The sequence below is a fragment of the Streptomyces sp. NPDC046197 genome (genome assembly GCF_040646295.1).
In the GTDB taxonomy this organism is placed as follows: domain Bacteria; phylum Actinomycetota; class Actinomycetes; order Streptomycetales; family Streptomycetaceae; genus Streptomyces.
Genome location: NZ_JBEYZY010000051.1, coordinates 13122 through 39846 on the forward strand (window position 1 = coordinate 13122; position 26725 = coordinate 39846).

At 71.3% G+C, this 26725-nt stretch carries 25 protein-coding genes and 1 pseudogene; 20 read left to right on the plus strand and 6 right to left on the minus strand.

From position 1 onward, the window contains the following. Window positions 1–108: 108 nt before the first annotated feature. The 6 genes from AB0A61_RS37550 (at window position 109) to AB0A61_RS37575 (ending at window position 6780) form a co-directional block, all read left to right on the plus strand. Window positions 109–1125, plus strand: a complete 1017-nt coding sequence (locus tag AB0A61_RS37550; RefSeq protein ID WP_361303015.1) for a GlxA family transcriptional regulator — start codon at window positions 109–111, stop codon at window positions 1123–1125. Beyond that, window positions 1122–2957 carry a thiamine pyrophosphate-binding protein gene (locus AB0A61_RS37555; protein WP_361303018.1) on the plus strand — a complete coding sequence of 612 codons (1836 nt, stop codon included), beginning with the start codon at window positions 1122–1124 and terminating at the stop codon, window positions 2955–2957. The genes AB0A61_RS37550 and AB0A61_RS37555 overlap by 4 nt, the downstream gene beginning before the upstream one ends. Continuing rightward, window positions 2947–3579 carry an SRPBCC family protein gene (locus tag AB0A61_RS37560; RefSeq protein ID WP_361303021.1) on the plus strand — a complete coding sequence of 211 codons (633 nt, stop codon included), beginning with the start codon at window positions 2947–2949 and terminating at the stop codon, window positions 3577–3579. The genes AB0A61_RS37555 and AB0A61_RS37560 overlap by 11 nt, the downstream gene beginning before the upstream one ends. Beyond that, a complete protein-coding gene (locus AB0A61_RS37565) occupies window positions 3576–4595 on the plus strand; it encodes a ketoacyl-ACP synthase III family protein (protein WP_361303024.1) in 1020 nt (339 codons plus the stop codon). The genes AB0A61_RS37560 and AB0A61_RS37565 overlap by 4 nt, the downstream gene beginning before the upstream one ends. Before the next feature lie 3 nt (window positions 4596–4598). Beyond that, window positions 4599–5681, plus strand: coding sequence for a histidinol-phosphate transaminase (locus tag AB0A61_RS37570; protein WP_361303027.1), 1083 nt, complete (start codon window positions 4599–4601; stop codon window positions 5679–5681). Window positions 5682–5862: 181 nt separating this feature from the next. Continuing rightward, window positions 5863–6780, plus strand: coding sequence for an SGNH/GDSL hydrolase family protein (locus AB0A61_RS37575; protein WP_361303030.1), 918 nt, complete (start codon window positions 5863–5865; stop codon window positions 6778–6780). An 88-nt stretch (window positions 6781–6868) separates the two neighbouring features. On the opposite strand, the gene AB0A61_RS37580 is transcribed toward AB0A61_RS37575, so the two are convergent. Further along, complete coding sequence (locus AB0A61_RS37580) at window positions 6869–7135, minus strand: hypothetical protein (RefSeq protein ID WP_361303033.1); 267 nt, start codon at window positions 7133–7135, stop codon at window positions 6869–6871. A gap of 64 nt (window positions 7136–7199) precedes the next feature. Beyond that, window positions 7200–7760, minus strand: coding sequence for a TetR/AcrR family transcriptional regulator (locus tag AB0A61_RS37585; protein WP_361303036.1), 561 nt, complete (start codon window positions 7758–7760; stop codon window positions 7200–7202). A gap of 157 nt (window positions 7761–7917) precedes the next feature. On the opposite strand from AB0A61_RS37585, the gene AB0A61_RS37590 reads away from it, so the two are divergent. From AB0A61_RS37590 to AB0A61_RS37600, 3 genes are all read left to right on the plus strand, one after another. Continuing rightward, window positions 7918–8964 carry a hypothetical protein gene (locus AB0A61_RS37590; protein WP_361303039.1) on the plus strand — a complete coding sequence of 349 codons (1047 nt, stop codon included), beginning with the start codon at window positions 7918–7920 and terminating at the stop codon, window positions 8962–8964. A gap of 66 nt (window positions 8965–9030) precedes the next feature. Further along, window positions 9031–9936, plus strand: a complete 906-nt coding sequence (locus tag AB0A61_RS37595) for an NAD(P)H-binding protein (protein WP_361303042.1) — start codon at window positions 9031–9033, stop codon at window positions 9934–9936. A gap of 255 nt (window positions 9937–10191) precedes the next feature. Next, the gene (locus AB0A61_RS37600; protein WP_361303045.1) at window positions 10192–12207 is read left to right on the plus strand and encodes a SpoIIE family protein phosphatase; all 2016 of its coding nucleotides are present in this window, start codon (window positions 10192–10194) and stop codon (window positions 12205–12207) included. Window positions 12208–12510: 303 nt separating this feature from the next. Here AB0A61_RS37600 and AB0A61_RS37605 read toward each other — a convergent pair whose 3' ends face one another. After that, window positions 12511–12714: a hypothetical protein gene (locus AB0A61_RS37605; RefSeq protein WP_361303087.1), complete on the minus strand. Its 204-nt coding sequence runs from the start codon at window positions 12712–12714 to the stop codon at window positions 12511–12513. Between the two features lie 303 nt (window positions 12715–13017). Here AB0A61_RS37605 and AB0A61_RS37610 point away from each other — a divergent pair, with 303 nt between their 5' ends. From AB0A61_RS37610 to AB0A61_RS37650, 9 genes are all read left to right on the plus strand, one after another. After that, complete coding sequence (locus AB0A61_RS37610) at window positions 13018–13689, plus strand: TetR/AcrR family transcriptional regulator (protein WP_361303048.1); 672 nt, start codon at window positions 13018–13020, stop codon at window positions 13687–13689. A 128-nt stretch (window positions 13690–13817) separates the two neighbouring features. After that, entirely contained in the window at window positions 13818–14744 is a 927-nt protein-coding gene (locus AB0A61_RS37615) for a TauD/TfdA family dioxygenase (protein WP_361303051.1), read from the plus strand. A gap of 434 nt (window positions 14745–15178) precedes the next feature. After that, window positions 15179–16444: a phenylacetate--CoA ligase family protein gene (locus AB0A61_RS37620; protein WP_361303054.1), complete on the plus strand. Its 1266-nt coding sequence runs from the start codon at window positions 15179–15181 to the stop codon at window positions 16442–16444. Further along, window positions 16441–17730, plus strand: a complete 1290-nt coding sequence (locus tag AB0A61_RS37625) for an MFS transporter (protein ID WP_361303057.1) — start codon at window positions 16441–16443, stop codon at window positions 17728–17730. The genes AB0A61_RS37620 and AB0A61_RS37625 overlap by 4 nt, the downstream gene beginning before the upstream one ends. Continuing rightward, on the plus strand, window positions 17727–18863 hold the full coding sequence (locus AB0A61_RS37630) for a GNAT family N-acetyltransferase (RefSeq protein ID WP_361303060.1): 1137 nt from the start codon (window positions 17727–17729) through the stop codon (window positions 18861–18863). The genes AB0A61_RS37625 and AB0A61_RS37630 overlap by 4 nt, the downstream gene beginning before the upstream one ends. Next, a complete protein-coding gene (locus AB0A61_RS37635) occupies window positions 18860–20026 on the plus strand; it encodes an acyl-protein synthase (RefSeq protein WP_361303063.1) in 1167 nt (388 codons plus the stop codon). The genes AB0A61_RS37630 and AB0A61_RS37635 overlap by 4 nt, the downstream gene beginning before the upstream one ends. After that, window positions 20023–22551: an acyl-CoA reductase gene (locus AB0A61_RS37640; RefSeq protein ID WP_361303066.1), complete on the plus strand. Its 2529-nt coding sequence runs from the start codon at window positions 20023–20025 to the stop codon at window positions 22549–22551. The genes AB0A61_RS37635 and AB0A61_RS37640 overlap by 4 nt, the downstream gene beginning before the upstream one ends. Window positions 22552–22707: 156 nt before the next feature. Further along, entirely contained in the window at window positions 22708–23022 is a 315-nt protein-coding gene (locus AB0A61_RS37645; RefSeq protein ID WP_361303069.1) for a DUF6092 family protein, read from the plus strand. Continuing rightward, a complete protein-coding gene (locus AB0A61_RS37650; RefSeq protein ID WP_361303072.1) occupies window positions 23019–23552 on the plus strand; it encodes a nitroreductase family protein in 534 nt (177 codons plus the stop codon). The genes AB0A61_RS37645 and AB0A61_RS37650 overlap by 4 nt, the downstream gene beginning before the upstream one ends. 48 nt (window positions 23553–23600) lie before the next feature. On the opposite strand, the gene AB0A61_RS37655 is transcribed toward AB0A61_RS37650, so the two are convergent. From AB0A61_RS37655 to AB0A61_RS37665, 3 genes are all read right to left on the minus strand, one after another. Then, the gene (locus tag AB0A61_RS37655; RefSeq protein ID WP_361303075.1) at window positions 23601–24032 is read right to left on the minus strand and encodes an ATP-binding protein; all 432 of its coding nucleotides are present in this window, start codon (window positions 24030–24032) and stop codon (window positions 23601–23603) included. 167 nt (window positions 24033–24199) lie between these two features. Beyond that, the gene (locus tag AB0A61_RS37660; RefSeq protein ID WP_361303078.1) at window positions 24200–24991 is read right to left on the minus strand and encodes a zf-HC2 domain-containing protein; all 792 of its coding nucleotides are present in this window, start codon (window positions 24989–24991) and stop codon (window positions 24200–24202) included. A gap of 25 nt (window positions 24992–25016) precedes the next feature. Beyond that, a complete protein-coding gene (locus tag AB0A61_RS37665; protein WP_361303081.1) occupies window positions 25017–25637 on the minus strand; it encodes a sigma-70 family RNA polymerase sigma factor in 621 nt (206 codons plus the stop codon). Between the two features lie 484 nt (window positions 25638–26121). Between AB0A61_RS37665 and AB0A61_RS37670 the strand changes: the two genes are divergently transcribed. Together AB0A61_RS37670 and AB0A61_RS37675 are read left to right on the plus strand one after the other, a co-directional pair. Beyond that, window positions 26122–26430 carry a plastocyanin/azurin family copper-binding protein gene (locus AB0A61_RS37670; protein WP_361303084.1) on the plus strand — a complete coding sequence of 103 codons (309 nt, stop codon included), beginning with the start codon at window positions 26122–26124 and terminating at the stop codon, window positions 26428–26430. After that, a pseudogene (locus AB0A61_RS37675) lies at window positions 26427–26725 on the plus strand (metallophosphoesterase); the annotation flags it as partial. The gene AB0A61_RS37670 and the pseudogene AB0A61_RS37675, both read left to right, overlap by 4 nt.

Sequence of the window (26725 nt, forward strand, 5' to 3'; positions counted from 1 at the left end):
GAACTGCCTGGCCCTGACGCCTCTTTCGCGGCCGAAAGACATCCGCTGGCCGGATCCGTCAGTAACCTGGCATTGCAGCCAGTGGGACGATCAATACAGGCTGTGACCGTGTTACATCGACGTGTGGTTGTGGTGGCGTACGCGGGTGCCCAAGCCCTGGACATCACCGGACCGATTGAAGTGTTCGACACGGCCAACCGGCTCGGCGCCGCGTCGAGTGCCCCCTACCGGATCGAATTCGTCTCCGCCGACGCACCACTGGTGCGCACGAGTTGTGGGGTGATGGTGGAAGCCTCGCCGCTGGAGGCGGGGCAGGGCCCCATCGACACGCTTCTGGTGCCGGGCGGTTGGGGCCTCGACAGCGCGCTCGAGGACCGCGCGCTGGTCTCCTGGATCCGCCGGGCGGCCGCCCGCTCGCGCCGAGTCGCCTCCGTCTGCGGCGGGTCCTTCCTGCTGGCCGAGGCCGGCCTGCTGAACGGCAGACGCGCCACCACGCACTGGGCGTACACCAAGACGCTGGCCGGCCGCTACCCGGACGTGACGGTGGACCCCGAGCCGATCTTCGTCTGGGACGGCCCCTTCGTGACCTCCGCGGGCGTGTCGACCGGCATCGACATGGCGCTGGCCCTGGTGGAGGCCGATCACGGTGCGGCACTGGCGCTGGAAACGGCCCGGTTTCTGGTGCTGTTCCTCAAGCGGCACGGAGGACAGGCCCAGTTCAGCGCCGTCCTCGACGCCCAGCTGGCCGACCATCCGCCGATCCGGGCCGCCCAGGAGTGGATTCTGGACAACCTGCACAACCCGATGCCCGTGGCCGAGATCGCCCAGCGGGCCAACATGAGTCCGCGCAACTTCGCCCGTGTCTTCCGGCGCGAGGTGGGCACGACCCCCGGCCAGTACGTCGAGCGGTCGCGTATCGGCCGCGCCCGCGAACTGCTGGAATCCACCGACCTGACGATCAGCCAGATAGCGCGCCGCTGCGGGTTCGTCGCCCCCGAGACCTTCTTCCGCTCCTTCGGACGAACCCTGGGCCTCACGCCCAAGGAGTACCGGCACCGCTTTCAGGTCATCTCACCCGCCGGCCTCATCGACCGGCACCACGAGACGGACAGGAGCTCCGCATGAGCACGACCTCGGACGCACCCGAGGCAGGAACGACACGTCTGGTCGACCATCTGGCCGCGGAACTCGCCAGGGCGGGCGTCACCCACCTGTTCGGCGTCGGCGGCGCGAACATCGAGGACCTGTACGACGCCGTGCACCGCGGCGGCGCCATCCGCGGCGTCGTCGCCAAGCACGAGTTCTCCGCCGTCACCATGGCCGACGGTTGTGCGCGCACCACCGGGCGCCTCGGCGTGGTCGCCGCCACTTCGGGCGGTGGCGCGATGAATCTCGTACCGGGACTGGCCGAGGCGTACGCCTCCCGGGTGCCCGTGCTGGCCGTGGTGGGCCAGCCGCCGACGGGTCAGGAAGGCCTTGGGGCGTTCCAGGACTCCAGCGGCAGGGCGGGGTCCTTCGACGCCCGCGCGGTCTTCGCACCGGTCTCCCGGTTCTGCGCCCGGGTCGACGATGCGGACTCCCTCAGGGAGTTGCTGCCCCGAGCGATCGCCGCCGCACAGGCCGATCCCCGTGGACCGGCCGTACTGTTGCTGCCCAAGGACGTCCAGCAGGCGCGGATCCGGCTTCCTGACCATCAGACGGCACCGACACCGGGCGGCCCGGCACCGGGGGCGTCACCGGCTCCGACGGCATCGTCGTCTGCGCGGCTCGACACCGAGGCCCTCGCCGCCGCTTCCGGCACGCTCCACGAGGCCGAACGCGTCCTCGTCATCGCCGGAGAAGGCGTCGCCGCCGCGGACGCCCGTGCGGAGCTGGCCGAACTGGCCCGGCGCCTCGGGGCCTGGGTGGCGGTGACCCCGGACGCCAAGGACGTCTTCGACAACCGGGACCCCCGCTTCGCGGGCGTGGCCGGGGTGATGGGGCATGCCAACGTCGAGGACTGCCTGCGGCGGGCAGACGTGTGCCTGCTGGTCGGAACGAGGCTGCCGCTGCTCGCCCGCGGCGGCCTCGACCGGGCCCTTGCCACCACCGAGGTCGTCTGCCTCGGCCCCGAGCCGCCGTTCGTGGCGGGCTGCGAAGTGGGCGGGGACCTGCGGCAGGTGCTTCGCGCGGTGACCGACCGCCTCCCGTCGCGCTCCCGCGCCTGCCCCCGGCACGCCGGTCCGCTCCCCACCCCCCTGCCGGGCACGGCCTCTCCGGCGCGGGGGCGAACCGTCCCCCATGCCCAGGCGGTCGCCGCGGTCGAGGCGGCACTCCCCGACGACGCACATGTCTTCGTGGACGCCGGCAACGCCGGGGCCAGCGCCATCCATCTGCTCCCGGCACCGCCCCACGGCCGCTTCGTGGTGGCCGTCGGCATGGGCGGGATGGGCTACACCTTCGGTGCCGGAATCGGCGCCGCGCTCGCCACCGGCCGCCGCACCTACGTCCTCGCCGGTGACGGGGCCTTCTTCATGCACGGGATGGAAGTGCACACCGCCGTGGAGTACGCGGCACCCGTGACCTTCGTGATCTTCAACAACCACGCCCACGCCATGTGCGCGATGCGTGAGGAGTTCCTCCAGGGCAGCGGCCGCAGGAGCGACCTGTTCCGCAGGACCGACCTCGCCGCCGGGGTGGCCGCCGCCTTCCCGTCCCTCCAGGTCACGGACGCCCGCGACGCGGAGCAGCTGCGCCTGGCCCTGCTGCGCGGCAATGCGGGCGACGGCCCGGCGTTCGTCGCGCTGGACTGCGACCCACGGGAGATCCCCCCGTTCCTTCCCCTGCAGTCCTTCGCCGAAGCCGCACCAGCCGCCCAGGGGACACAAGTGCCCCACGGAACCCAAGCCGCCGACAGTGCCGAAGGCACCGACAGGAAGGAGAGTGCGAATGAACGAGGAGTCGTCCATGTTGGCTGACATCCCCGGTCTGATGCGGATCGAGAACTGCGGCAAGGAGGAGCTGACCGCCCACTGCATGGAACTCACCCATGCCGTCTACCCCCACCATCAGGTCTACGGCCAGTACTGCACCATCCACGAGTACGTGGACTGCCCCCCGGAGCACGCCTACGACTACCTGCGCCAGGGCCACCACCTGGAGGAGTGGACCTGCAGTCTGCGGGGCTTCGCGCCCGCCGGCACACCGGGCCTGTGGGTCGGCCACGACCGGCTCGAGGACGACACCAGGATCTACTGCAAGGTGGTCGCCAACCCCGACGCCATGACCGTGGACTACCACTGCTCCTGGGACCAGGGCGAGAAGCTGTGGATGATCTATCTGATGCGGGTCGTCCCGGCCGCACTGGTACTGGACAAGCCGGGCTCGGTGATCACCTGGACCAACTGCCGGCACCCCTACTACGACGCCAACCCGTACCCCGACGCCGCTCCCCGCCCGGGCCGGCCCTGGGTGGGCGACTACTGGGACCTCTTCTACGCGGGGCACACCGTGGAGATGAACAACCTCAAGGCGATCCTGGAACACCGCCACCGCAACGGTCTGCCGGTCGGCGTGGCCCCGAGGGCGGTGGCCAAGTGACCACGGTCAGCCTCACCGACGTCGCGAGCTACCTCCCCGGCGAGCCGGTCCCCGCGCAGTACTACACGGACTACCCCGGAGCCGAGGACAAACTGCGCAACCACCCCATGTTCAAGGTCCCGCCGTTGCGGCACCATGTGGCCCCGGACGAGACCAACGCCGACATGGTCGAGCGCGCCGTGCAGCCCCTGATCGAACGGCACGGCAGGGACGCGATCCGAGGCGTCGACGTGCTGTTGGTACACAGCCAGCTGCCCGACCTGCCGTTCGTGGGGGCGGGGACCGAGGTGGCACGCCGGCTGGGTCTGCGACCGGAGTGGCTCGTGGACGTGGCCAACGCGGGCTGCGCGTCCTTCGTCCACATGCTGAAGCTGGCCCGCCAGATCCTCACCACGACCGATGCGAAGAGCGCGCTGATCTGCAACGCGCAAAGCGCCGCCGGCCAGTGTTTCACCCAGTCCGAGGTGCGCAGGCTCGCCCAGGCCGCCATCCCGGGCGACGGCTGCGGCGTGGGGTATGTGACGACCTCGGCCGGCGCCCCGGTCCTCGACGTGGAGACCCGCCACATCGGCGAGTACGCCGGGGACATGACCGTGGCGGTCGACGACGGCCGCAAGTACTGGGAACCGGGAGAGTCCCAGTTGCGGATCGGTTTCACCGACTCCAGCGTCGCCAAGGTCCTGGCCCGCGGGAACCGCCTCGTCCCGGAGGTGGTCACCGACCTGTGCCGGCGGCTCGGGGTGGCGACCACCGACATCGACCTCCTCATCACCAACCAGCCCAACCGCACCTTCCTGCGGAACTGGCGCGAGGCACTGCAGCTGCCGTCCGAACGCCACCGGAACACCTTCGACCGGTACGGAAACCTGTTCGGAGCGGCGATCCCGATCACCCTGGACCAGGTGATCCGCTCCGGGCAGGTCGACGACGGCGACCTGGTGGTCCTTGCGGGATTCGCCCACGCGGGCGACTTCGCCGGCGCCGTCGCCGTCCGCTGGCACGGCGGGCGGGGATGACCGATGGACGACGTCCCCGTACTGCACCACCTGGCCCTCAACGAGAGCCCTTACCCCCCACTGCCCTCGGTGCGCAAAGCGATGCGGCGGGCCGTGGCCCAGGCCCACCGCTACCCGCAGTTCTATCCCGATGACCTCGTCGAGCGGATCGCCGCATGGTGCCGGGTGCCCCCCGACCACGTCGTGGTCGGCAGCGGATCGGTGGGCGTGGCCCTGCAGTTGCTTCAGGCGGTGATCGAGCGCGGCGACACGATGGCCTACGCCTGGCGCACCTTCGACGCCTATCCCCTGCTGGCCGCCATGGTCGGCGCCCAGCCCGTTGCCGTACCGCTGTCGACGGACGGGCGCCAGGATCTGGACGCCCTGCTCTCCGCGCTCGACCGGCGCACCCGCGTCGTGGTGCTGTGCAATCCGCACAACCCGACCGGAAGCCTGGTGACCGCTGCCCCGCTGTCGGCGTTCTTGCGACGGGTGCCCCCACACGTCACCGTGCTCCTGGACGAGGCGTATGTGGAGTTCGCCCGCGACCCCGACCTGCCGAACACGTCCGCGCTCCTGGACGCCCACTCCAACCTGCTGGTGCTGCGCACCTTCTCGAAGGCCTACGGGCTGGCCGCCCTGCGGGTCGGTTACGGACTGGGCGCCCCCGACCTGGTGGCGCGGGTCCGCCGGCAGCAACTGCCCTTCGGGATCAACGCGGTGGCGGCAGCGGCGGTGCGGGCCTCCCTGCGGGCCGGCGGCGAGCTGGGCCGGCGCGTGGACACCGTCGTCGCCGAACGCGAACGGCTCCGCCACCGGCTCGCCGGAGCCGGGTGGCACGTGCGCCCGAGCCAGGCCAACTCACTCTGGCTCGCCGCGCCCGACCCCGTCGACGAGGGCGCCGCGGCGCTCACCCGCGGCGGAGTCCGGGCGCGGCACTACCCCGGTGAGGGAATCCGGCTCACGATTGGCAGCCCGCAGGCCAACGACGCCGTCCTCGCGGCGCTTTCGGACGTGTGGCGACACGCGGCACACACAGACGCGGACCGACCGCGCCGCGGGGACCACGCTGCCGCGAGTCGCCACGGACTCATACGTTCCCCATGAGGCCGAAACGCGGTCGGAATCCGCGTTCAACGGATTGGTCTCGCGTCGGGCGTCCAATGGATTGGTCCCGCCTCTGGCCCTTGGCACATACCGAACGGTATACAAGCCCCGTTGAACGCGCGGCGCATCCGCCTCCGGCGGCGGTTCCGCGTGAAGCCCGGGTCCCAGGGGGAGGCTTCGCATGGCGAACGACACGCATTCGGGTGCGGCGGCGAGACGTCGCCGGTGGCCGGTCGCGGTGGGGGCGACGCTCGGCGGTTGCGCCCTCTTCGCCGCGTCCGCCACACCGGCCGCAGCCCACAGCACGGGCTCCGCCCACGCCACGAACTATGTGTCGCTCGGCGACTCCTACACCTCGGGCCCCCTCATCCCGCAACAGATCGACGCCGGTTGCGCCCGCTCGGATCACAACTACCCCTCCGTCGTGGCGGCGGAGCGCGGGGTGAGCGCGTTCAAGGACGTGAGCTGCGCCGGGGCAACGACCGAGAACATGTGGAAGCCACAGGGTGCCAACGGTCCTCAGCTCAACGCGTTGAGCCGGGGCACCGACCTGGTGACCGTCCATATAGGCGGCAACGACATCGGTTTCGGCTCCATCGTCTCCACCTGCGCCCGACTCGGCCCCCAGGAGCCGACGGGGAACCCGTGCCAGCGCTACTACACAGCTTCCGGAATCGACCAGTTGACGGTCGGCATCGCGCGGACCGCACCGAAGGTGGACAGTGTTCTGCGGGCCGTGCACGCCAGGGCGCCGCATGCCCGGGTGCTCGTCGTGGGCTACCCGGACCTCCTGCCGGACGACGGAAGCGGCTGCTACCCCTCGGTGCCGTTCGCCGCGAAGGACTTCCCCTATCTGCGGGACACCGAGAAGCTGCTGAACCTGATGCTTCGTCTGGTGGCCGCCTGGGATCGCGCGGACTACGTGGACACCTACCGGTCCACGCGCGGCCACGACATGTGCAAGTCCCCGGCGGACCGCTGGATCGAACCGTTGCAGCCGGCCTCACCCGCGGCCCCCGCGCACCCCAACGCCGCCGGTGAGGCAGTCATGGCGCGCGCCGTACTGGAAGTGCTGGGCAAGGGGCGCGCACGGGGCTGAGAGCGACCACCACGGGGGCGCCGGGACCCGCGCGTCCGGGAGGGGCCCAAACGCCGTGCCGTGGTGGGAGACTGGTGGGCTGACCTGCTCACGGGACATCGCCACGCCAGTCGAACCTTTCCGGGTCCGTCGGCCTGGGCGCGTACAGGGTCCGGCCGCCGGGACCGTACCGGCCTATCTCCGTGACCAGAGCGACGCTCTCCCGCCGGGCCTGGCGGGTCCAGCCGGTGACGTCCAGCAGAAGCCCGTCCAGCGGGCCGGCCACCAGCTCGACATAGGTGTGCCCGTCCCGTGGCCCCGGATCGTCGTGGTCGGCTCCGTAAACCCGGCCCCGCATGAACTGCTGCTCATCCATCGCCACAGGCTCGCACCCACCACTGACACCGCCACGGCTCGGCGGCCCGCCACCCGCGGTTTGATCAGCGGCCTGGGGACAGTGCCGCGCGGGCGGTCGTCAGGATCTCGTCGGACAGTGGCGAGTCCTTGACGGCACGGGCCAGTGTGACGGCGCCGAGCATGGTGCACAGCCGTGTGATGCCGTCCTGGTCCTCGGTGGCGAGCCAGTCGGCGAAGTCCCGTACGCCCCCGGAGTAGGCACGGTGGGCGTCGCCCTCCCCCGTGTCGCGAGCCATGTCGGCGGCGAGCGCGGCGGCGGGGCAGCCGGCGGATGCGTTGTCCCGGTGCCGGGGAGACAGGTACGCCTCGATCATGGCCTGCTGGGCCTCTTCGCGCCGCCCCTCGTGATCCTCCAGGACGGCCTCGCGCCACCTGCCCAGTTCGTCGAACGCGTGCGTGACGGCCTCGTCGATCAGGGCTTCCTTGGAGTCGAACTGCTTGTAGAAGCCGCCGTGGGTCAGGCCCACGGCCTTCATCAGGTCGGCGACGCTCACCCTGGTGCCCTGCTCGCGGAAGAGGCGGGACGCCGTCTCCACGACGCGCTTGCGGTTTTCCTCAGCCCGCGCCTGTGAAACTCGGCCCATGAGCACCTCCCCAGTCGGATGACGAATGACATCTACCCTACTCCCGGAATAAATTACTGTCGTAATCTATTCTTCCCCTCGTTGCTCCAGGTCGTCCCGCCGGCCTGCTGCCCGACCGTTCGCCGCACCTGCGCTCCCGCCCACCAGAAAGCCCCTCATGGAAACCCCCGTCGTATCCGCTCCCGACCGGAAGCCCGCAACCGCCGCGACAAGCGAGCTCTCCACCGAACCGAACCGGGCCGCCCGCCGCCGACCGCCGGTCAGGGCCTGGCTCCAGCCCGCCTTGACCGCCCTGGTCGTCGTGGCGGCGTTCGTCGGCTGCTACGTGGGTCTGCAACGTGATCCGCAGCCTCATCGGATCCCCATCGCCGTCGCCGCACCGGGCCTGCCGGACCGGATGCACCAGGCCCTCGGCGACAGCGTCGACGTCCACCCGGCCACCGGTGCCGCGGCCGCGCGGCACCTACTGGAGCGCCATGACGTCGTCGCCGCGCTCACCACCGACGGCCCGGGCCGGCTGCGCCTGGAGACCGCGGGAGCGGTGGGCATGTCCACCACATCGGCTGTGAAGACCCTCGTCGGCGCCTATGCCCACGGTGCGGGAGAGCGCGTCGTCACCGAGGACGTCGTGCCCCTGACGCACTACGACACCCGGGGGCTGGCCGGTTTCTACATGGCCTTCGGCGTGACCCTGGCCGGTTTCGTTCTCGGCTCGAACACGCTCGGCCTGGTCGGCCTGCTACGCCTGCGCCACCGGTTCTGGCTGCTGGCCGGCGCCTCCGCGGCCATCGGCACGGTCGCCACGATCATCGCCGGGCCGGTTCTGGGAGCCGTACCGGCCCCGGTCGTCCCGCTGGCCCTCACGCTCACTCTGCTGGCCGCCGCGGCCGCCTTCGCCACCAAGCTGTTCGGCACCTATCTCGGCCCGGTCGGCATCCCGGTCGCCACGCTGGTGCTCCTGACCGCCGGCAACGCCACCAGTGGCGCCACCATAGGCGCCGATCTGCTGCCTGCCGCGGCCCGAGCCGTCTCCGCCCTGCTGCCCCCGGGCGCCGCCGTCCGCGCCGTCACCGACCTGAGCTACTTCCACGGCGCTCACACAGCAGGTCCCGTGATCACGCTCACGCTGTGGGCGGTCGGCGCCGGGGCCCTGGTCGGGCTACGGCACAGGCTGATGCGGCGGCGCGGCGCAGCCGCCCTCTGACCCGTATCACGCGCCGTATGCGCATGTGATCACCACACGTTCACCCACTCCCGAGGAGATCTACCGATGGCTGCCGGCAACCGCGTTCTCATCACCGGCGTCGGCGACGTGGGCCGCACCGTCCTCGACCAGTTGCGCGCGCAGGACGTGCCGGTGCGCGCGATGGTCCGCCGCGACGACGACCGCGCGGCCCGGTTGCGTGCGACCGGCGCCGAGGTGGTCCTCGGCGACCTGACCCGGCCCGAGACCGTCGCCGCCGCGCTGGAGGGTGTCGGGCGGATGTACTTCGCGATGCCGGTCTCTCCCGACCATCTGCTGGCCGCCACAGTGGTCGCCAGCGTGGCACGCGAGCACGGACGGCTGGACTGCCTGGTCGACATGTCGCAGATGACGGTGTCGCAGATGACCGCGACCAGCACCACGGAGTCCCATCAGCAGCGGCTGCACTGGCTGGCCGAGCAGGTACTGAACTGGTCTGGCCTGCCGGTGGTCCACATCCGCCCGACGGCCTTCCTGGACAACCCCCTGTTCACCACGCTGGCGGCGCAGTCGATCCGGGACAACGGCACCATCGCGCTGCCGTTCGGTGCCGGGCGCACATCGCCGGTGGCCGTGGACGACGTCGCCCGGGTGGTCGCCACCGTGCTCCGCGACCCGGCTCCGCACCTCGGGCACGTCTACGAGCTGACCGGGCCCCGCACCGTGGACATGACGGAGATGGCCGAGGAGTTCGCCCGGGCCCTGGGGCGCCCGGTGTCCTCTGTGGACGTGCCACTGGACCGGTGGCGGGCGGAGGTCCTCGCCAGGGCGGGGCTCCCACCGCACACCGAGGAGCACATCGCCACCATGGCCCGACTGCACCGGGAGAACCGCTACGACCGCGCATCGGACGACGTCGAACGCGTGACGGGCCTGCCTGCCCGGACCATCGAGTCGTTCGTGGCCGCCCGCAGGGACTTCTACCTCGGGTGAGCCACTGGGCCGAAGGGCGTGCACCCCGCGCCGCACAGTCCGCCCGGCCTCATCCGACCGCGTCATCGCGTGCGGTCCGGCCGGGCTTCACACCAGATTTATTTCTATATCTGGATTTACCCACCGTGGACCTCCTGAGGCAGAATAGTCGGGATCAGGGCGTGTTGAACCGGCGCCCGCGGGGTTGCACCGTTGGTCTGGTGGGTCGGGCTTGGCATGGTCGCGCAACGGGCGGTTTCGAGCAGTGACACTTCGGTGGCCGAGCAGCCGGCCATCGGGCACCCGGGCGTGTTCCAGGACCTCGTTCCCATGGCGGTCTGGGCCGCAGACCACGACGGCCGCCTGTGGCAGTGGGCGCTCGGGGCCGAGGACCTGCTGGGCTGGCGGCCGGAAGAGGCGCTGGGCCAGGACGTGATCCCCCTGTTGGTTCCACAGTGCAACCAAGTACTGGCCAAGGAGTTGATGGACCGCGCCCACGCCGGTGAAACCGTGGTCGGGGCCTATCCGGTGCGGCACCGGGACGGGCACGTGGTCGAGATGGAAATGTGGGTCTGCCCCAGCACCGATCCCAAGGGGCGCCCCGGCCACCTCGTCATCGCCGCCGAGACCTCCCGCGTGCGGCGCATGCGGGATTCGCTGGCAGCGCTGGAGGGGCTGTTCAGCCAGTCGCCGATCGGTCTGGCGCTCTTCGACCGCGAGCTGCGCTATGTGCGTGTCAACGACGCACTCGCCGAGATGAACGGTCTGTCCGCCGCCGCGCACGTGGGCAAGGCAATCGCCGAGGTGGTCCCGGGGATCGACCACGCGAAGGTGGAAGCCTCGATGCGGCAGGTGCTCCTGACCGGCGGGGCCGCGGTCGACGTCCGCACCGGACGTACCGCGGCCACTACCGATCGTGACCGGATCTGGTCGTGTTCGTACGCTGCGTTGACGGACAGGGACGGCGGGCGACTTGGCGTGATCGCCTCCGTCATCGACATCACCGAGGGCCAGGCCGATCACCTGCGGGCGGAGCGGGCGCGGGAGCGATTCGCGCTGCTGGCCGAAGCCGGCCGGGGCATCGGCGCCACTTTGGACCTTCGGCAGGCAGCCCGGAGCCTGGCCCAGATGCTCGTGCCCCAGCTCGCCGACACCGCCGAGGTGCTCCTCCTGGAGGAGGTACTCGTTCCGGACGACGTGGGCGCCTCCGCTCACGAGTTGCTGACCTGCCTGGTCACGGCGGGCTCCGGCCCGGCCGACCCGCTCGGGTCGCCCGCGTCCGAGGTGACCTGCCGTATCCCGCCCGAATCGGTGTACGCGGCCGTTCTCACGCAGGGCCGCCCCCGCACTGTGGCGCTTCCCCTGCCGGCCCTGGGCACGGCCACCGCGGATCCACGGGCGGGCCTGTTCGCCCACAGCGTGCCCGGCACCGCGCGCATCATCCCGCTGAACGCCCGCGGCAAGGTGCTCGGCCTGGTCATCGCCACCCGCACCCGCGGCGAGCCGTTCGACGAACAGGACACCGTGCTCGTGGACGAGCTGGTCGACAGGGCAGCCCTGAACATCGAGAATGCCCGCCTCTACGCCAGTCGGCATCAGGCGGCCCTCACCCTGCAGCGCAGCCTCATCAAACCGCTGCCCACCGTGCCCGGACTCGAACTGGCCAGCGGCTACCTGCCCGCCAGCAGTGAGAACGAAGTGGGCGGCGACTGGCTCGACGTTCTGACCCTCCCCGACGGCCGGACCGGCCTGATCATCGGTGACGTCATGGGACACGGCATCCGGGCGGCGGCGGTCATGGGACAGCTACGCATCACCGCCCGTGCCCTCGCCTCGCAGAACGTGCCACCGTCGGGTCTCCTGCAGCACCTGGACGCCACCGTGGGCGAGCTCGGCGAGAGCGAGCTGGCCACCTGTGTCTACGCCGTCTACGACCCGGCCACCTCCAGCTGCGTGGTCACCCGGGCCGGTCACCCACCGCCCCTGCTGGCCGACCCCCGCGGCTCGGTCCGGCTCCTGGACAGGACCTGCGGCACACCGCTCGGCACGCCCTTGGACGAACCCTTCGCGACCGAACAGGTCCCCATGCCGCCCGGCAGTCTGCTCGTGCTCTACACCGACGGCCTCATCGAAAGCCACGACCACGACCTGGACCACGGTCTGAGCCAACTGGTCCGCGCCCTGCAGCAGCCGAGCCGGACATTGCAGGAGACCCGCGACCACCTCATCGCCCATCTCCTGCCGACACCGCCTCAGGACGACGTCGCCGTCCTGCTCGCCCGTCCACGATGAACCCGGCCGGCCCGCTGTAGTGGCGGGCCCGCTGTCGTGGACGAGTCCCGGACCTACGGCGTCTTCGTACGCAGCTCGAAACCATATGGTCTTGCCGGTGGCCGTAAGGATGTTGCCCCAGGCCCGGCTAAGCGCGTCCAGCAGTTCCGTACCGCGCCCGCACGACCGCCGGAGTTCCTCACCGGTCCCGCTGCGGGCCCGCCCGCGCGGGATCAGCAGGACGGGCCTTGACGGTCCTCTGCGCACGGAGACCGCCCTCACGACCGTGCAGGGCGAGAGTTGCAGACGGCGTCCTGGCCGTCGTCACGTCTGCGAGCCGGGATGGAGAGCGGGGCGAGGCTGCGACGGCATGCCCGCAGAGGCCGAGTTGGGCCGGAATGCCTCGAGAGACTGCCCCATCACGCCTTCGAGTTCGAGACGTATGCTCGCGGCCGCGTCGCGCACGCGAGCGGGCACATCACCGCGCTCCGCGATGAGCCGGTGATAGATCGGGGCGTCCTGGAACACGTAACTGGCCTTTCTGACTGTGATGTCGGGCTGCGGTGCGGCTGCCGCCGAGTGGGCGAGCGGCTCGGACAGCACGGCCACGGGGTGGAGTTGCCGGTTGGTCCGCACGAGTGGATCATGCCGCTTCTCACGGGTGCAACCCGAGCAGCCGGCCGTGACCGACAGCCCGGCCCGTCCGCCACGCGCCTGCCCGGCTCTGCGCTCACGGCGCCCATCAGGAACCGCTCATCCAGCCACGTCTGCGGCGTCCGGCGCCGGAAGGACGGCGGCCGGAGCGGCCAGGTCACCCCGTATTCTCGGAGCATGGCCGGCGCGCAGACACAGAGGACCGAACGTGGGCCGGGGCGACCGCGGCAGGAGCGGGTCACCGACGCCACCCTCGAGGCGGTCATAGAGCTCGTGACCGAGCAGGGCGTGAAGGCGGTCACGATGGACGCGGTGGCCGCACGCGCCAAGGTGAGCAAACCCGCCATCTACCGCCGCTGGCCGTCGAAGCAGGCCCTGATCATCGCGGCGGCCGAGACACGTGTCGGCCCTCTGTCGGTGCCGGACCTGGGTGACATTCGCGCCGAACTGCGCGAGGTGCTGACCGCACGGTCGGCGGCGTACCGGCTACCGGGAACCGCCCGGCTGCTGGCGGAACTTGTCGCCTCCGCCGCCGAGGAAGGCGGTGCACGGGGGGAGTACGCGGACTTCACCGACCGGATGATGGCCGAGACGCGCACCGTCCTCCAGCGAGGCATCGCCCGCGGCGAGGTGAGGGTGGACGTGGACATCCGGTCGGCCGCCACGCTCGTGGCGGCGCCGCTGGTGTACCGCCTGCTGGCGGAAGGTGAACTGCCCAACACCCGCCTGGTGGACGATCTGGTCGACCTCCTCGTCAGGGCGGTCGGCCAACCGGCGGCCGCGGCGCCCCCGGAGCCCGGAAACGTTACGTCCGGTATCGATACAGCCGGGCGCGGCAACAAGCCCTGACCGGCACCCGGCAGCGCACCCGGAAGGTGGCCACATCTCAACCCTCCTCACCGCAAGGACCCTTGCCGCCCAACACGCCGATATCGATACTTTCGGTAACGATTTCTCGCGCGATCGAGGAGGACCGCATGGACACCACCTCAACGGCGGACCAGAACCCCCTGCTGGACAAGCCCCTGTTCCACTCCGGTCGGCGCGCGCTGGAACGGACCGCGCCGGCCGCTGAGCGAACCGAGTACCGGCTGCTGGAGATCGCACCGATGACACCGCACATCGGCGCGGAGATCGGCGGTGTGAATCTGTCCCGGCCGATCGACGAGGAACTGGCACGGGAGCTGCGGCAGGCGCTGATCGAGTGGAAGGTGATCTTCTTCCGGGACCAGCACGACTTCGACGTGACAGCCCACCTCGCCCTGGCCGGGGTGTGGGGGGAGCCGGAGCCGAACCCGTTCTTCCCCAAGGGCGAGACAGTCGGCGTGTCCAGGCTGGCCAAGGACGCGACGGTCATCGGGCAGGAGAACCTCTGGCACAGCGACCACTCGTTCATGGCCGCGCCCGCCCTCGGTTCGATCCTGCGCTCGATCGAGGTCCCGCCGGCCGGCGGCGACACCCTGTGGGCCGACATGGGCGCCGCCTACGACAACCTGACCGACGCGACGAAGCAGCGCATCGACGGCCTCAGGGCCGTACACGACTGGGCTCCCAGCTGGGGCGTGTTCATGACGGAGGAGCAGATCACGGCGCTGCGCCGGTCGCTGCCGCCGGTAGAGCACCCGGTCGTCGTACGGCACCCGCGCACCGGGCGCAAGACCCTGTACGTCAACGAGCCGTTCACCACGCGCATCGTGGGGCTGCCCGAGGACGAGAGCAAGGGGCTGCTGCACGAGCTGGGCCTGCAGGCTCGTGTCCCCGAGTTCCAGGTCCGGTTCCGCTGGCAGCCCGACTCCATCGCCATCTGGGACAACGTCGCCGTCCAGCACTACGCGATCAACGACTACTACCCCCAGCGCCGTGTGATGGAGCGCATCGCGATCGCGGGGGTCCCGCTCTCCTGAGCCCTCGCCCAGCGATGGGGCGGGCGGCCTCCCGCCACCCGCCCGGCGAACCCCCGTTTCCACGCCACACTTGGCGAGACCCCGAATGCAGCGACATCCGCGTTTCCATAAAGGCGACTTGAGGTCCGCTCAACGACTGCTTATGAAACGCGGTCATTTGTGACCACCGTCTCGGTCGCGGCCGGAACCGAAGGTCGCCTCAGCTCGTCCCGCTCGACGCCGAAGCCCACTGCACAGGTGGCCAGTTGGTGCAAGGGCATTCCGAATGATGAGATACCCTCTGGGTCTGGACGCCTCGGATTCCCGCGGCGCACCATCGATCACACCGTCAGCGACGCGTTCCTCAACCCTTTCCGGAGCGAACCAAATCCGTCGCACCACCGTCGGCCTTTCCGTTTGCCGACGGCACATCCAGCATCCTTCGGCAGGAATTGATGCCCGTTCAACCATTCGCGGAGCTGATACGCTTCGTCCGCCGCAACTCCCCGTTCTACCAGGAGCTTTACGCTCACCTCCCGGAAGGCGTGGGGGATCTTGCCGATCTCCCGGTGGTGCCCCAGGTGGATTTCTGGCGGGCCAACTCACCGCGTGACAACACGCTGCTGACCGCGCCGTTGAGCGAAGCCGTCGTCTTCCGCAGTGGCGGCACCACGGGGTCCCCGAAATTCTCTTACTACACCCGCACAGAATGGCGGGAGTTCACCACGGCGTTCGGTGCCGGACTCGTCACGGCCGGGCTGCGGCCGGGTCAGCGGGTGGCAGACCTGTTCTACGCGGGTGACCTTTACGCCAGTTTCAACTTCATTCTCGACTCACTGCACCGTTGCCCGGTGGCCAATGTGCGACTGCCCATCGGCGGTGCGGCGCCCTGGGAATCCACGGTCCCCACCCTGGAGGAGTTCGGGGTACAGGTCGTCGCCGGAACGCCCACCACGCTCTGCTCGCTCGCCGAGCACCTCGCCTCGGCCGGTCGCGCACTGGAGGACGTGGAATTGCTCCTCTTCGGCGGTGAGTGCCTGTTCGGCGACCAACTCCCGCTGCTGAAGGCCGCGTTCCCGCACGCCCAGGTCGGTTCCCTCGGGTACGCGAGCGTGGACGCCGGCCTGCTCGGCGAGGCGGTGCCCGGCAGCGACCCGAGGGTGCACCGCGCGTTCACCCCGCACACGGTGGTCGAGATCCTCGACGACGAGACCGACCAGCCGGTCGACGGGGAAGGCGTGCCGGGCCGGCTCGTCGTCACCGACCTGCGCAGACGGCTGATGCCCGTACTGCGCTACCCGGCGGGCGACCGGGCCGAATGGGTGGACCGGGACGCGGGGGTCTTCCGCATCCTCGGCCGCGCCGAGGAGGGCGTGCGGGTCGGCCCCGTATCGCTGTACACCCAGGACGTGCACGACGTCGTCACGGGGGCCGATCCGGCCGGTGAAGTGACCGGGCTGCAACTCGTGGTGCGCCGCCGGGCCGGCCGGGACGGCCTGGTGCTGCGGCTGGCCACAAGCGAACCGGACGACGACCGGCACGCCGCCTTGGGCGAGTCCATCGCCAAGGCGGTGCTGGATCAGCGTCCGCTCTACGCGAGCGCGACCGCCGCCGGGCACGTCAACCCGCTCGCCGTCGAATGGGCACGGCACCGGGACCTCGCGGTCAACGCCCGCTCCGGCAAGCTGATCCGGGTGGTCGACGAACGGCCGCACTCATGAGCGCGCCGGTTCCGCGCGCGCGGCGTCTGCCCGTCGTGCTGCGCAACCCGTCCTTCGGCAGGGTCTGGGCCGGTCAGCTCCTCACGCAGATGGCCGGCCGGATGTTCCAGGTCGGCGCGGTCTGGTGGCTCGTCGGCTTCGCGGGCGGCGACCACCGTGGGCTCGACTCGGGGCTGTTCCTCACGGTGAGCACCCTGCCCGCGGTCGCGCTCGCCCCGCTGGTCGCCCGCGTCATCGCGCGCCACGCCCACCGCACGGTGCTGGCCGTGGCGGCGGCCGCAGCCGGTCTCTTCGCCACGGCCACGGCCGTCTGGGCGCAGGCCGCGGCGCTTCCCGTGGCCGCCGTCTACGCGGCCGGACTGGCGCTGGCGACCTGCCAGGCGGTCTTCGACCCGTGCCTGACGACCTCGGTCCCTGAACTGGTCGAGGACGCGGACATCGAGGCGGCGACCGGATTCGAGCTGTCCACCCAGTCCGTGGCCGGACTCGCCGGAGGGTTCCTGGGGCCGCTGGTGGTCGACGCGGGTGGGCTGGAGAGCGTGGTCGCCGGGTGCGCCGGCGCCTGTCTGGTGGCGGCACTGCTGATCGTCTCGGTCCGCTTTCCGCACGCGACAGCGGCGCCGGGGCAGGCCGGCGAACCCGCACCCGAGCGCCGGACGCTGCGCCGGATCCTGGCCGGCCTACCGTTCATCCGCCGCGTCCTGGTCTGCTTCGCCCTCGCCAATGTCTTCACCACCGCCGTCTACGTCGTCATGCCCCTGTACACGCGGGGCGTACTGCACTCCACCGGCTCGACCGTCGCCTCACTGGAGGCGGCGCTGGGCGCGGGCACGCTCGTCGGAGCGTTCACCGGCGGACGCCTCCCAGGACGCCCGACCACCGCGGGCAGCGTGTGCCTGGGCGTGATGGGCGCGGCCCTTGCCGTACCGGGCCTGCTCCCGGGACACATGGTGGCGGTCGGCTCGCTGGTCGTCACCGGCTGGTGCGTCGGCGCCATCGGCGTCCGGTTCGTCGCGCTGTTCCAGCGGCTGGTGCCCGCCGACGACAAGCCCGGATTCTTCGCGGTGATGCAGGCGCTGCTGGGCGCCACCTTCCCTGTCTCCTCGCTCGTCTTCGGCGCGCTCGGAGACCATCTGACGGCGCGCGTCCTGTGCCTGGTGCAGGGCGCCGGGCTCGTGCCGGTCTCGCTGGCCCTGTGGTGGCTGGGCAGCCGCGCGCACGACGCGCAGCCGGAGCCGTCCGCCACGACCGCGCGCCAGGTCGCGCTGACGGGAGACGCCTCATGACCGTCGTCCTCACGCCCGCCGCGGTCCAGGACATCGCCGAGCTGCGGCAGTTGTACTTCGACGTGTACGGGCACGGCTACCCGGTGCCGCTCGGCAGTGATCCCGCCGTCATGCGCGAGCTGATCACCGACGGCACCGCGCACTGGCTCACCGCCCGCACAAACCGGGGCGACCTGGTGGGCTCCGCCGTCGTGCAGACCGACCCGGGCAGCCGCATCGGCAAGCTCGTCGGCCTGGCCGTGCACCCCGGCCACCGTGGCGGGGGGCTGGCCTCCCGGCTGACCGGTGTGGTGTGCGACGAGGCGTTCGGCACCGGCCGCCTCGACTCGGTGTACACCACCGTCCGCGTCGTCACCGGGGGCCCGCAGCACATCGTCGTCCGCAACGGCTTCCGGCCCCTGGGCCTGATGCCCAACGCGGTCGAGGTCGAGGGCTGCGAAAGCCTGGCGCTGTTCGCCCGCTACGGCAACGGCGTACTGGAACGCCGCGCGCCGGTGGAGCGCGTACCCGAGCGCCTCGCACCGCTGCTGTCCGCGGTGTCCTCGGGCGTCGGCATCGACTACGCAGGGACGGCACACGTCACCACCCGTTCCACGGTGAGCGCCGTCACGGGGGCCGAACCGATCGAGCTGATCGCCGCTCCGGGCTTTGTCCGCCGCCGCTTCCTGGAGCACTTCCCCGACGCGGGCAGCCGTTTCTTCCCCCTGCACACACCGAACGCCGTGCTGGTCGCGGTCGACGGCCGCTTCGAGGCGTACGCCGACCTCGACCCGGTGGCCGGCAGCTGCGCCCTGGTCGCCGTCCATCCGCATCCGGCGGCCGTGTCCGGCGCGTTGGAGGCGCTGATGACGGCGGTGCGGCGAGCCGGCGCCGACTACGCCGAGACGCTGCTGCCGCTCGCCGACACCGAGGCGCTGGAAGCCTTCCTGGCCTCGGGCTTCGTGCCGAGTGCGGGATATCCGGCGATGCGCCGCATCGGCGACCGCTTCCACGACTACGTGGTGCTGTCCCGGACCAGTCGTCAGATCGACTTCAGAGCGACGGCCGTCGGAGCGCTCCTCCAGCCGTACCTGAGCGCCTACCTGAGCGCCTGGACCTCCACCTACCTGCCCCTTCACGAGGTGTCCCGATGAACCCCCATCTCGCTCCCGTCGAGGTCCCCGACCCGGCGGCGCTCGGCCACGTACAGCAGTTGTGCGACCTGGTCGATCCGTACGCCACCGGCCCCGACGCCGACGCGCTGTTCGCCGTGGCCATGGCCGAGGCCAACGCCTGGCACGCGGCGCGTTCCCCGTTCTTCGGCTCCCTGCTCCAGGACCCGCCGGAGGTGCCCGCGCCCACCGTCGGCGAGCGGGTGCGCACCCCGCTGCTGCCCGCCGCGTTCTTCAAGCGCCACGAGGTCCTGTCGATCCCCCGCGACGAGGTCTTCCTGCACCTGACGTCCTCGGGCACCACCGGCCAGAAGTCGCAGATGTTCTTCGACGAGTGGACCATCCGCTCGGCGCAGCGCATGGTGGCCCGGGTCTTCGACCACTACGGCTGGATCACCCCGGACCAGCCGGTCAACTACCTGCTCTACAGCTACGAGCCCGCGCCGTCGCTGAAATTGGGCACCTCGTTCACCGACAACTACCTGTGCGACTTCGCCCCGGCCCGGCACACCACGCACGCCCTGCGGCACACCGGCTCGGGCCACGAGTTCGACGTGCACGGCTGCATCGCGGCGCTCCAGCGGTACGCCGAGGAGGACATTCCGCTGCGCATCCTGGGCTTCCCCGCCTTCTTGCACTTCACCCTGGAACGGATGAGTGCCCTCGGTCTGCCGCCGCTGCGGCTGCCCGAGGGTTCGCTGGTGGTGCTGGGCGGCGGCTGGAAGGGCCACGCCGACCGGCAGATCGGCAAGCAGGACTTCTACGCCGAGGTCACCGACGTCCTCGGCATCCCCGCCGAGCGCATCCGCGACACCTTCGGCTCCGTCGAGCACTGCGTGCCCTACGTCGAGTGCGAGCGGCACCGGCTGCATGTGCCGGTGTGGTCGCGCGCCGCCGTCCGCGACACGGCGACGCTCCGCCCGCTGCCGTACGGAGAGCGCGGCTTCCTGCACCTGGTCAGCCCGTACATCACCTCCGTGCCGGCGCACAGCGTCGTCATGGGCGACCTGGCGTCGCTGCACCCGGGCGAGGAGTGCGGCTGCCCGCTGGCCACCGACTGGTTCACCGTGCACGGCCGGGCCGGGGTGAGCCGTAACCGCAGCTGCGCGGTCGCCGCCGCCGAACTTCTGAAGGGAATGTCGTGACCACTTCCGTACTCCACCTGTGGCAGGGCGAGTTCATCGATGACGCCGAGGCCGGCCGGCGGCTCGCCGCGCTGCCGGAGCTGACCGCGCGGGTCCTGACCCGTCCGCTGCCCACCGACGTGGTGCTCGGTGCCTGTGCCGCGGTCAGTGCCGATCTGGCCGATCCCGGCTCCGCCCTGCACGCCCGGCTGGCCGCGCACCTGCCCGACCACGAGAGCCATGGCACCCTCGCCGAGCTGGCCGCGGCGCTCACCCGGCAGGCCCTGGAACGCAAGCTCCGCCGGGAGCTCGGCGGTCTGCGCCCGGAGCGGCTGACCCGGCCGGACGGCCGTGAGACGGTCTACGAGGCCTGGGCGCCGGTCGGGCTGCTGGTGCACATCGCGCCCGGCAACGCGTCCACCGTGGCACCGCTGAGCGTCGTCGAGGGACTGCTCGCCGGGAACCTCAACGTGCTCAAGACCAGCGGCGACGACACCCCGCTCGCCCTCGACCTGCTCGCCGCGCTCGGCGCCGCCGACCCGACCGGCCTGATCGCCGAACGCGTCGTCGCCCTGCGCTTCCCGTCGTCGCGCCGGCCGTGGCTGGAGGAGCTGTGCGGGCAGGCGGACGCGATCGCCGTGTGGGGCGGCGAGGACGCCGTGCGGGCAGTGAGCGACCTGGCCCCGCCCGGCTGCCGGGTCGTCGAGTGGGGGCACCGGATCTCCCTCGCCTACCTCACCCGGGACGCGGCGGCCGACGTCGTCACGCTCGACGCGCTCGCCGAGGACGTCTGCCGCTTCGAGCAGCAGGCCTGCTCCAGTCCGCAGGTGGTCTACCTCGACACCGAGGACGCCCAGGAGGTCTTCGCGTTCGCCGGGCGGTTCGCCGAGCGGCTCGCCAAGGTCTCCGACGCACGGCGGGCACCCCGGCCGGGCACGGCCGAGCAGGCCGAGATCACGACCACGGAACAACTCGCCCGGCTCGAAGAGCATTTGGGTCTGACCCGGGTGTTCGCCGCCGCCGACGGCTCCTGGCGGGTGCTGGCCGACTCGCGTCCGGCACTCGGCGCCTCGCCGCTGCACCGCAGCGTCTGGGTGAAGCCGCTGCCCCGGCACGCGGTCACCGCGACACTGCGGCCGATGCGCCGCTACCTGCAGACCGCGGCGATCGGCGGCGACCGGGCCGACGTGGCCGAGCTGGCACGGGCCATGTTCGCCGCGGGGGTCACCCGGGTCACTCCGGTGGGTTCCATGCTGGAGGGCTACGAGGGCGAACCGCACGACGGCGTCTATGCGTTGCCCCGCTACAGCCGGCGGGTGAGCGTGCGCGCGCCCGAAGCGGGCTTCCGCGCGGTGGCCTGCCTGGACGACCTGGTGGCGCCGCCGGTGCTGCCCCCGCCGCCGGACGGACCGCTCCTGGGCAAGGAGGGCGTCCAGCGGGCGCTCAGGGCACTGGACCCGCAGTACGCGCACCTGTACTTCCGCAGCGGCGGCTCCACGGGCACGCCCGCGCTGTCGGTGTTCACCTGCGACGACTACGACAACCAGATGCGTGCCGCCGCCGACGGACTGCTCTCGGCGGGGTTCGACCCGGCCCGCGACCGGGCGGCCAACCTGTTCTACTGCGGCGGCATGTACGGAAGCTTCATCAGCTTCTTCTCCATCCTGGAACGGCTGAACGCCACGCAGATCCCGATGGCCGCCGGCGCCGACCACGCCGTGGTCGCCGAAGCGCTGGTCGCCCACAGGGTGGACACCGTCTTCGGTATGCCCTCCTACCTCTGGCAGCTGTTCCACGCCGAGGCGGACCGGCTGCGCGACTACGGCGGCATCCGCCAGATGTTCTACGGCGGCGAGCACTTCACCGCGGAACAGCGCCGGGTGCTCTCGGAGGACTTCGGCGTCGAGGTGATCCGTTCGGCCGCGTACGGCAGCACCGATCTGGGACCGCTCGGCTACCAGTGCGCGGCGGCCGAGGGGTCGGTCCACCACGTGCTGACCGATCTGCACACGCTGGAGATCCTCGACCCGCACGAGGACCGGCCGGTGACGCCGGGCGAGCCGGGGCGGCTGGTGTTCCGCTCACGGGCACGTGCCGGGCAGCGGCTGGACCGCTACGAGATCGGTGATCTGGGACGCGAGGTGCAGGGCAGGTGCCCGTGCGGCAGCCACGTACCGCGGCTGGAACTCCTGGGGCGCCACGGCGATGTCGTACGCGTCGGCACCTACTTCTTCAACTACCGGCGCTTCCAGCAAGCCGCGCAGGAACGGTTGGGCTATCACGGCGAGTTGCAGTTGCTGGTCACGTCGGGCTCCGGCCGCGAGCGGCTGGCGGTCCGCCTCGACGAGGAGTACGCCCCGGATCCCGCCGCCGCCCGGGACGCCTTCGCCGCCGAGATCGCGGAGCTGGCCCCGGCCGAGGCGGAGGGCCTGCTGGCGTTCGCCGTGGAGTCCGCGGCGAGGGAGGCCTTCGAGCGCACCGCGACCAGCGGGAAACTGCGTACGGTGGTGGACCTTCGCCGGCACCTCTCCGGGTCGGATCGCTGACCGGGTGGGTCGAGCGCGGCTGCGGTGAGGGACGGGCGCACCGGCCCGCCCTGTCGGCTCACCGCAGCCATCGGACGCGCTCATCGCGCGGCAGGCCTCGGACGCGATGACAATGTGTCCAGGACGCTGCACTCGGGAGATGCTATGAGGCACCCCATGGTGACGAGTCGGCAGGATGCGTTCGAAATCCTGTGCTACCTGATCGCCTCGGCCCGTACCCAGCTCGACGAGGCGGCCGAATACGCGCCGCTGAGACTGCTCACCGCGGCCGGACGGCTGGCCGCGGCCATGGAACCGCATGTGGAGGCGGGTGACCGCGCCCTGCTCCGGGAAGTCGTGGCGGGTATCTCGGAGACCTCCCTGGCCGCAGCGGATCCGGCGGCGTACACGCAGGGCGTCGACGCACTGTGCGTCACGGTCGCCCAACATCTGCGCGCCGAGATCGACCCGAGGGAGCAGGGCGGTCGATGAGTCCGGACCCGGTACTCACGGCCATCCGTTCCCGGCGTGTCGTGCGGGCTCTGACCGATGAGCCGGTCAGCAGGGAAGACCTGGAGACGGTGATCCGGAGCGCGCGCTTCGCGCCCCATGCGGGCAATCGGCGCCTGCACCGCTTCGTCGCCGTCGATCAGCCGTCTGTGCTGCGCGCGGTACGGCTGTTCTCCCCCGGGATGCTCCAGCGGCCGAAGGCCCTGGTCGTCGTCTGCATCGACGAGAATCGCGTCCGGGCGTACGGACTCGGTGCCGAGAACCGGGGGCCGCACATCGATGTGGGAACCGCCGCCGCAACCATGCTGCTTGCGGCACACGCCCTGGGCCTGGGCGGGGGGCCGGTGACGTCCTTCAGCAAGGCCGCCGTGGCCACGCTGCTGGGACTGGAGGCCGGAGTGAGCCCGCAGCTGATCGTCTGCCTGGGGCACCCTCATCCGGTGCAGCCGCCGGCGATGCACCGAGGCGGCCAGGAGCCCTGGGAAGGCTTCGTGCAGTGGAACATGCGGTAGCGCGGGTCTCCCGCACGGCGACCCGCCGACGCATGCCGGCGGGTCCGGTCATCCCGTGCACCTGAGGCGGGCGCGGACTTCGCGGCCGCTGCGCGTCTGGTGGACCTCCGTCGACTCGGCGAGGCAGGTGACGATTCCGGTGCCGCGGCCGCGTTCGTCGGGCGCGACGTCGCGGTGCCGGTGCTCCACGGTGGTGCCGGAGTCGGTGACCACTATGTGCAGGGTGCCGTGGTCCAGGACGAGCAGCAGCGTCATGTGCTCGCGGCCGTACTGCGCGGCGTTGGCGGCGAGTTCGTCGACGATGAGAACGGCGGAGTCCCGCTCGCTCTCGGGAACGCTCCAGCACGCCAGCAGATCCGCCGCGAGGTGACGGGCTGCGGAGACATGCGCCTCGCGCGCCGGCAGGGTGAGCACTGCCTGGTGGCGGCATTGCGAAAACGGTGAGCCCGTGAGGGCGGTATCGGTCACGAACATGGTCATCTGGCTCTTCTGTGAACGGTCGGAGGCCAAAACGCGGGGGACCGCTGGAACACCGAGGGGCGGTGCGGGCCGGAACGTGCACTTGAGCGCTCATTCAGTTCCACGGGCGAGGGATGCCGGTCGGTTCGAGTGGTGCGCGCCTTTTGCCATACCCGCTTTCGCCCGCCTCACGCGCGGATCGTGACCAGCTTCTGGCCGTTGCCGGCGATGATCTCGAAGTGCTCGATGGCCCCCGGAGACATGGGGACCGCCCCGGGGATCGTGGTACCGGTCGGATACTCGCCCGCCCGCCAGGTCGCGGCGTCCGCCCTGGCCCCGCCGGGCCCGACCGCCTGCAACCGGCAGGTGATCCCGGCGGGCGCCCCCTTGGCGGAGACCTGCAGGACGCTGCCCCAGGCAGTGGGCGAGACCCTGACCGAGGCGGCGACGCCGGTGGTGGGGTCGGCGCCGGTGAAGACGCGCGACGGAGCGGGAGCCGTCGGGCCGGGCTGCCTCGCCTGACCGACCACCGAACCACCGGTCGCCAGCCATGTGACGCCGGTCGCCGCCGCCGCGACGAGTGCAAGGGATGCGGCGGCGCCGGCCAGTTGCAGCCGCCGGGTCCTGCGGCGCCTGCCCGCGGCCTGCTGGAGCATCCTGTCGAGCAGACCCGCCTCTGATGCCTGAGGCACCGCGGGCGTGTCGGGCGGTGCGGGCGGTGAGCCCTGGACGCTCTCGGCCGCCCGCCGCACCAGCCGGCCGGCCAGGTCCTCGTCGGCTGCGGGTGCGGCCTGGCCCTCGGCCTCGGCAGCGGTGACCGTCGCGAGCAGCGCGGGCAGTCCGGCCAGCTCCGCGTGTTCCGCCCGGCACTCGTCGCATACGGCGAGGTGGGCGCGTACCTGTTCCGCTTCCGCCGGGGCCAGCGTGCCCAGGACGTACCCGCCCAGCGCCAGCCGGAGGGCGTCGTGGTGCTCACTCATGGTCGGCACCTCCTCCATGCCACGGTCATGGCTCGATGCCCCGTTCCCGTAGCGCCAGCCGGAGGGCGTGCAGCGCGTAGTACGTCCGCGATTTCACGGTGCCGAGCGGGATGCCCAGCACACTCGCGGCCTCCGCCATGGTCCGGCCGCGGTAGTACGTCTCCAGCAGCACGGCGCGGTGGTCCGGGGACAGCGTCCGGATGGCGTCGGCCACCGCCCAGCTCTGCAGTGCCTGCTCGATCTGGTCCTCTCCCGGTGTCTGCTCGGTGGCCCGCTCCAGGGCCTCGCCGCCCGCCTCGGCCGGCCTGGCGCTGCGGGCCCGGCGAGCGTCGATGACCACGTGCCGGGCGACCGTGCACAGCCATGCCCGGGCCGGGCCGCGTTCGGGCTCGAACGCGGCGGGGTGTTGCCACGCCCGCAGCAACGTCTCCTGCACGACGTCCTCGGCCCACTGCCGGTCTCCTGAGGTCAGTCGCAGCACGTAGTGGAACAGGGGTCCCGCGTGCTCGGCATACAGAGTGCGGAGCAGCTCCTCGTCCGTGGTCGAAGCGGTCCCGTTACCAGAGACACGGTGCGTGGAGCGATCCGGATCGGCCCTTGGACCACGTTTTCGGGAAGTCCATGGCATAGGCCGATCATCGCGCATATGCCCCTTTTTGTCGTGCCGCGCACAGCTGCCCGCATCGACGGCCGATCACCGATCACCAAGAAGCCGCACAAAAGGTCCGCGACTTCCGAACCGTGCGAGGCCCGCGGTCCGTGAAGTCAGACAAGAGCTGCCATATCAGACAAAAGTCGACACAAAGGGCATTCGTCGCCCGCTTCCGACCCGGCGAGGGCTGAGCAGCTCCCGGCCCTCCCCCCTCCCCCCGACCCGAGGAACCAGCACCATGCACCTGAACCTTCGTCCAGCATCCCGGCGATCGCGCGTCGCGGCCGGGCTCGCCGTCGCCGCCGCCGGCGGCGCACTGGGTCTCCTCAGCGCGTGCGGCCCGTCGCCGCATTCCTCGTCCACCGGAGCCGGTGCCCTCACACCTGGCCCGGGGCAGAGCCAGATGGCCGGGATGCCCGGTGCGGCCGGGACGGGGGGCACGGCGGGCTCGCCTCCCGGCGCCTCGGCCATGCCCGGCATGAGCATGCCCACGGGCTCCCCGAGTACGGGCGCGGCGACCGCGCCGGTGGCCGGGAACGCCGTGGCGATCAAGAACTTCGCCTTCGCCCCGACCACGCTGAAGGTCAAGGTGGGCACGAAAGTCACCTGGACCAATCAGGACACCGACGCCCACACCGTGACCAGCTCCGGTCAGGGCGGCCCGCTGCGCTCGGCCGCCCTGGCCACCCACGCCACCTACAGCTACACGTTCACCAAGCCCGGCACCTACGCCTACCTCTGCACCGTCCATCCGTTCATGACCGCCACCGTGGAGGTGACCTCATGACCGAGTACCACGACAGTCTGGACCCGGCGCCGGCGGACGGTGCCGAACCACCGTCCGGACCGTACGGCATGTCCCGGCGTCAACTCCTCCGGCACGCCGGATGGTTCGGCGGGGCCGTGGTCCTGACGGTGGCCGGTGGAGAGGTGATCAGCCACATCGCCGACTCCCGGGAGAGCGCCGCCGAGGTCGCCGCGGCGAGCAGCGGGGCGCTCAGGTTCGTACAGGTCTCCGACAGCCATATCGGGTTCCAGGGCCCGGCGAACACGGACGTGGCCGGCTCGTTCACCGAAGCGAT

What these genes read in the sequence shown, in the direction of transcription:
- AB0A61_RS37555 (WP_361303018.1), top strand. Translation starts at nt 1,122, where the DNA reads ATGAGCACGACCTCGGACGCACCCGAGGCAGGAACGACACGTCTGGTC.
- AB0A61_RS37560 (WP_361303021.1), top strand. Translation starts at nt 2,947, where the DNA reads ATGTTGGCTGACATCCCCGGTCTGATGCGGATCGAGAACTGCGGCAAG.
- AB0A61_RS37570 (WP_361303027.1), top strand. Translation starts at nt 4,599, where the DNA reads ATGGACGACGTCCCCGTACTGCACCACCTGGCCCTCAACGAGAGCCCT.
- AB0A61_RS37575 (WP_361303030.1), top strand. Translation starts at nt 5,863, where the DNA reads ATGGCGAACGACACGCATTCGGGTGCGGCGGCGAGACGTCGCCGGTGG.
- AB0A61_RS37580 (WP_361303033.1), bottom strand. Translation starts at nt 7,135, where the DNA reads ATGGATGAGCAGCAGTTCATGCGGGGCCGGGTTTACGGAGCCGACCAC.
- AB0A61_RS37585 (WP_361303036.1), bottom strand. Translation starts at nt 7,760, where the DNA reads ATGGGCCGAGTTTCACAGGCGCGGGCTGAGGAAAACCGCAAGCGCGTC.
- AB0A61_RS37590 (WP_361303039.1), top strand. Translation starts at nt 7,918, where the DNA reads ATGGAAACCCCCGTCGTATCCGCTCCCGACCGGAAGCCCGCAACCGCC.
- AB0A61_RS37595 (WP_361303042.1), top strand. Translation starts at nt 9,031, where the DNA reads ATGGCTGCCGGCAACCGCGTTCTCATCACCGGCGTCGGCGACGTGGGC.
- AB0A61_RS37610 (WP_361303048.1), top strand. Translation starts at nt 13,018, where the DNA reads ATGGCCGGCGCGCAGACACAGAGGACCGAACGTGGGCCGGGGCGACCG.
- AB0A61_RS37615 (WP_361303051.1), top strand. Translation starts at nt 13,818, where the DNA reads ATGGACACCACCTCAACGGCGGACCAGAACCCCCTGCTGGACAAGCCC.
- AB0A61_RS37620 (WP_361303054.1), top strand. Translation starts at nt 15,179, where the DNA reads ATGCCCGTTCAACCATTCGCGGAGCTGATACGCTTCGTCCGCCGCAAC.
- AB0A61_RS37625 (WP_361303057.1), top strand. Translation starts at nt 16,441, where the DNA reads ATGAGCGCGCCGGTTCCGCGCGCGCGGCGTCTGCCCGTCGTGCTGCGC.
- AB0A61_RS37630 (WP_361303060.1), top strand. Translation starts at nt 17,727, where the DNA reads ATGACCGTCGTCCTCACGCCCGCCGCGGTCCAGGACATCGCCGAGCTG.
- AB0A61_RS37635 (WP_361303063.1), top strand. Translation starts at nt 18,860, where the DNA reads ATGAACCCCCATCTCGCTCCCGTCGAGGTCCCCGACCCGGCGGCGCTC.
- AB0A61_RS37645 (WP_361303069.1), top strand. Translation starts at nt 22,708, where the DNA reads ATGGTGACGAGTCGGCAGGATGCGTTCGAAATCCTGTGCTACCTGATC.
- AB0A61_RS37650 (WP_361303072.1), top strand. Translation starts at nt 23,019, where the DNA reads ATGAGTCCGGACCCGGTACTCACGGCCATCCGTTCCCGGCGTGTCGTG.
- AB0A61_RS37655 (WP_361303075.1), bottom strand. Translation starts at nt 24,032, where the DNA reads ATGACCATGTTCGTGACCGATACCGCCCTCACGGGCTCACCGTTTTCG.
- AB0A61_RS37660 (WP_361303078.1), bottom strand. Translation starts at nt 24,991, where the DNA reads ATGAGTGAGCACCACGACGCCCTCCGGCTGGCGCTGGGCGGGTACGTC.
- AB0A61_RS37665 (WP_361303081.1), bottom strand. Translation starts at nt 25,637, where the DNA reads ATGCGCGATGATCGGCCTATGCCATGGACTTCCCGAAAACGTGGTCCA.
- AB0A61_RS37670 (WP_361303084.1), top strand. Translation starts at nt 26,122, where the DNA reads ATGAGCATGCCCACGGGCTCCCCGAGTACGGGCGCGGCGACCGCGCCG.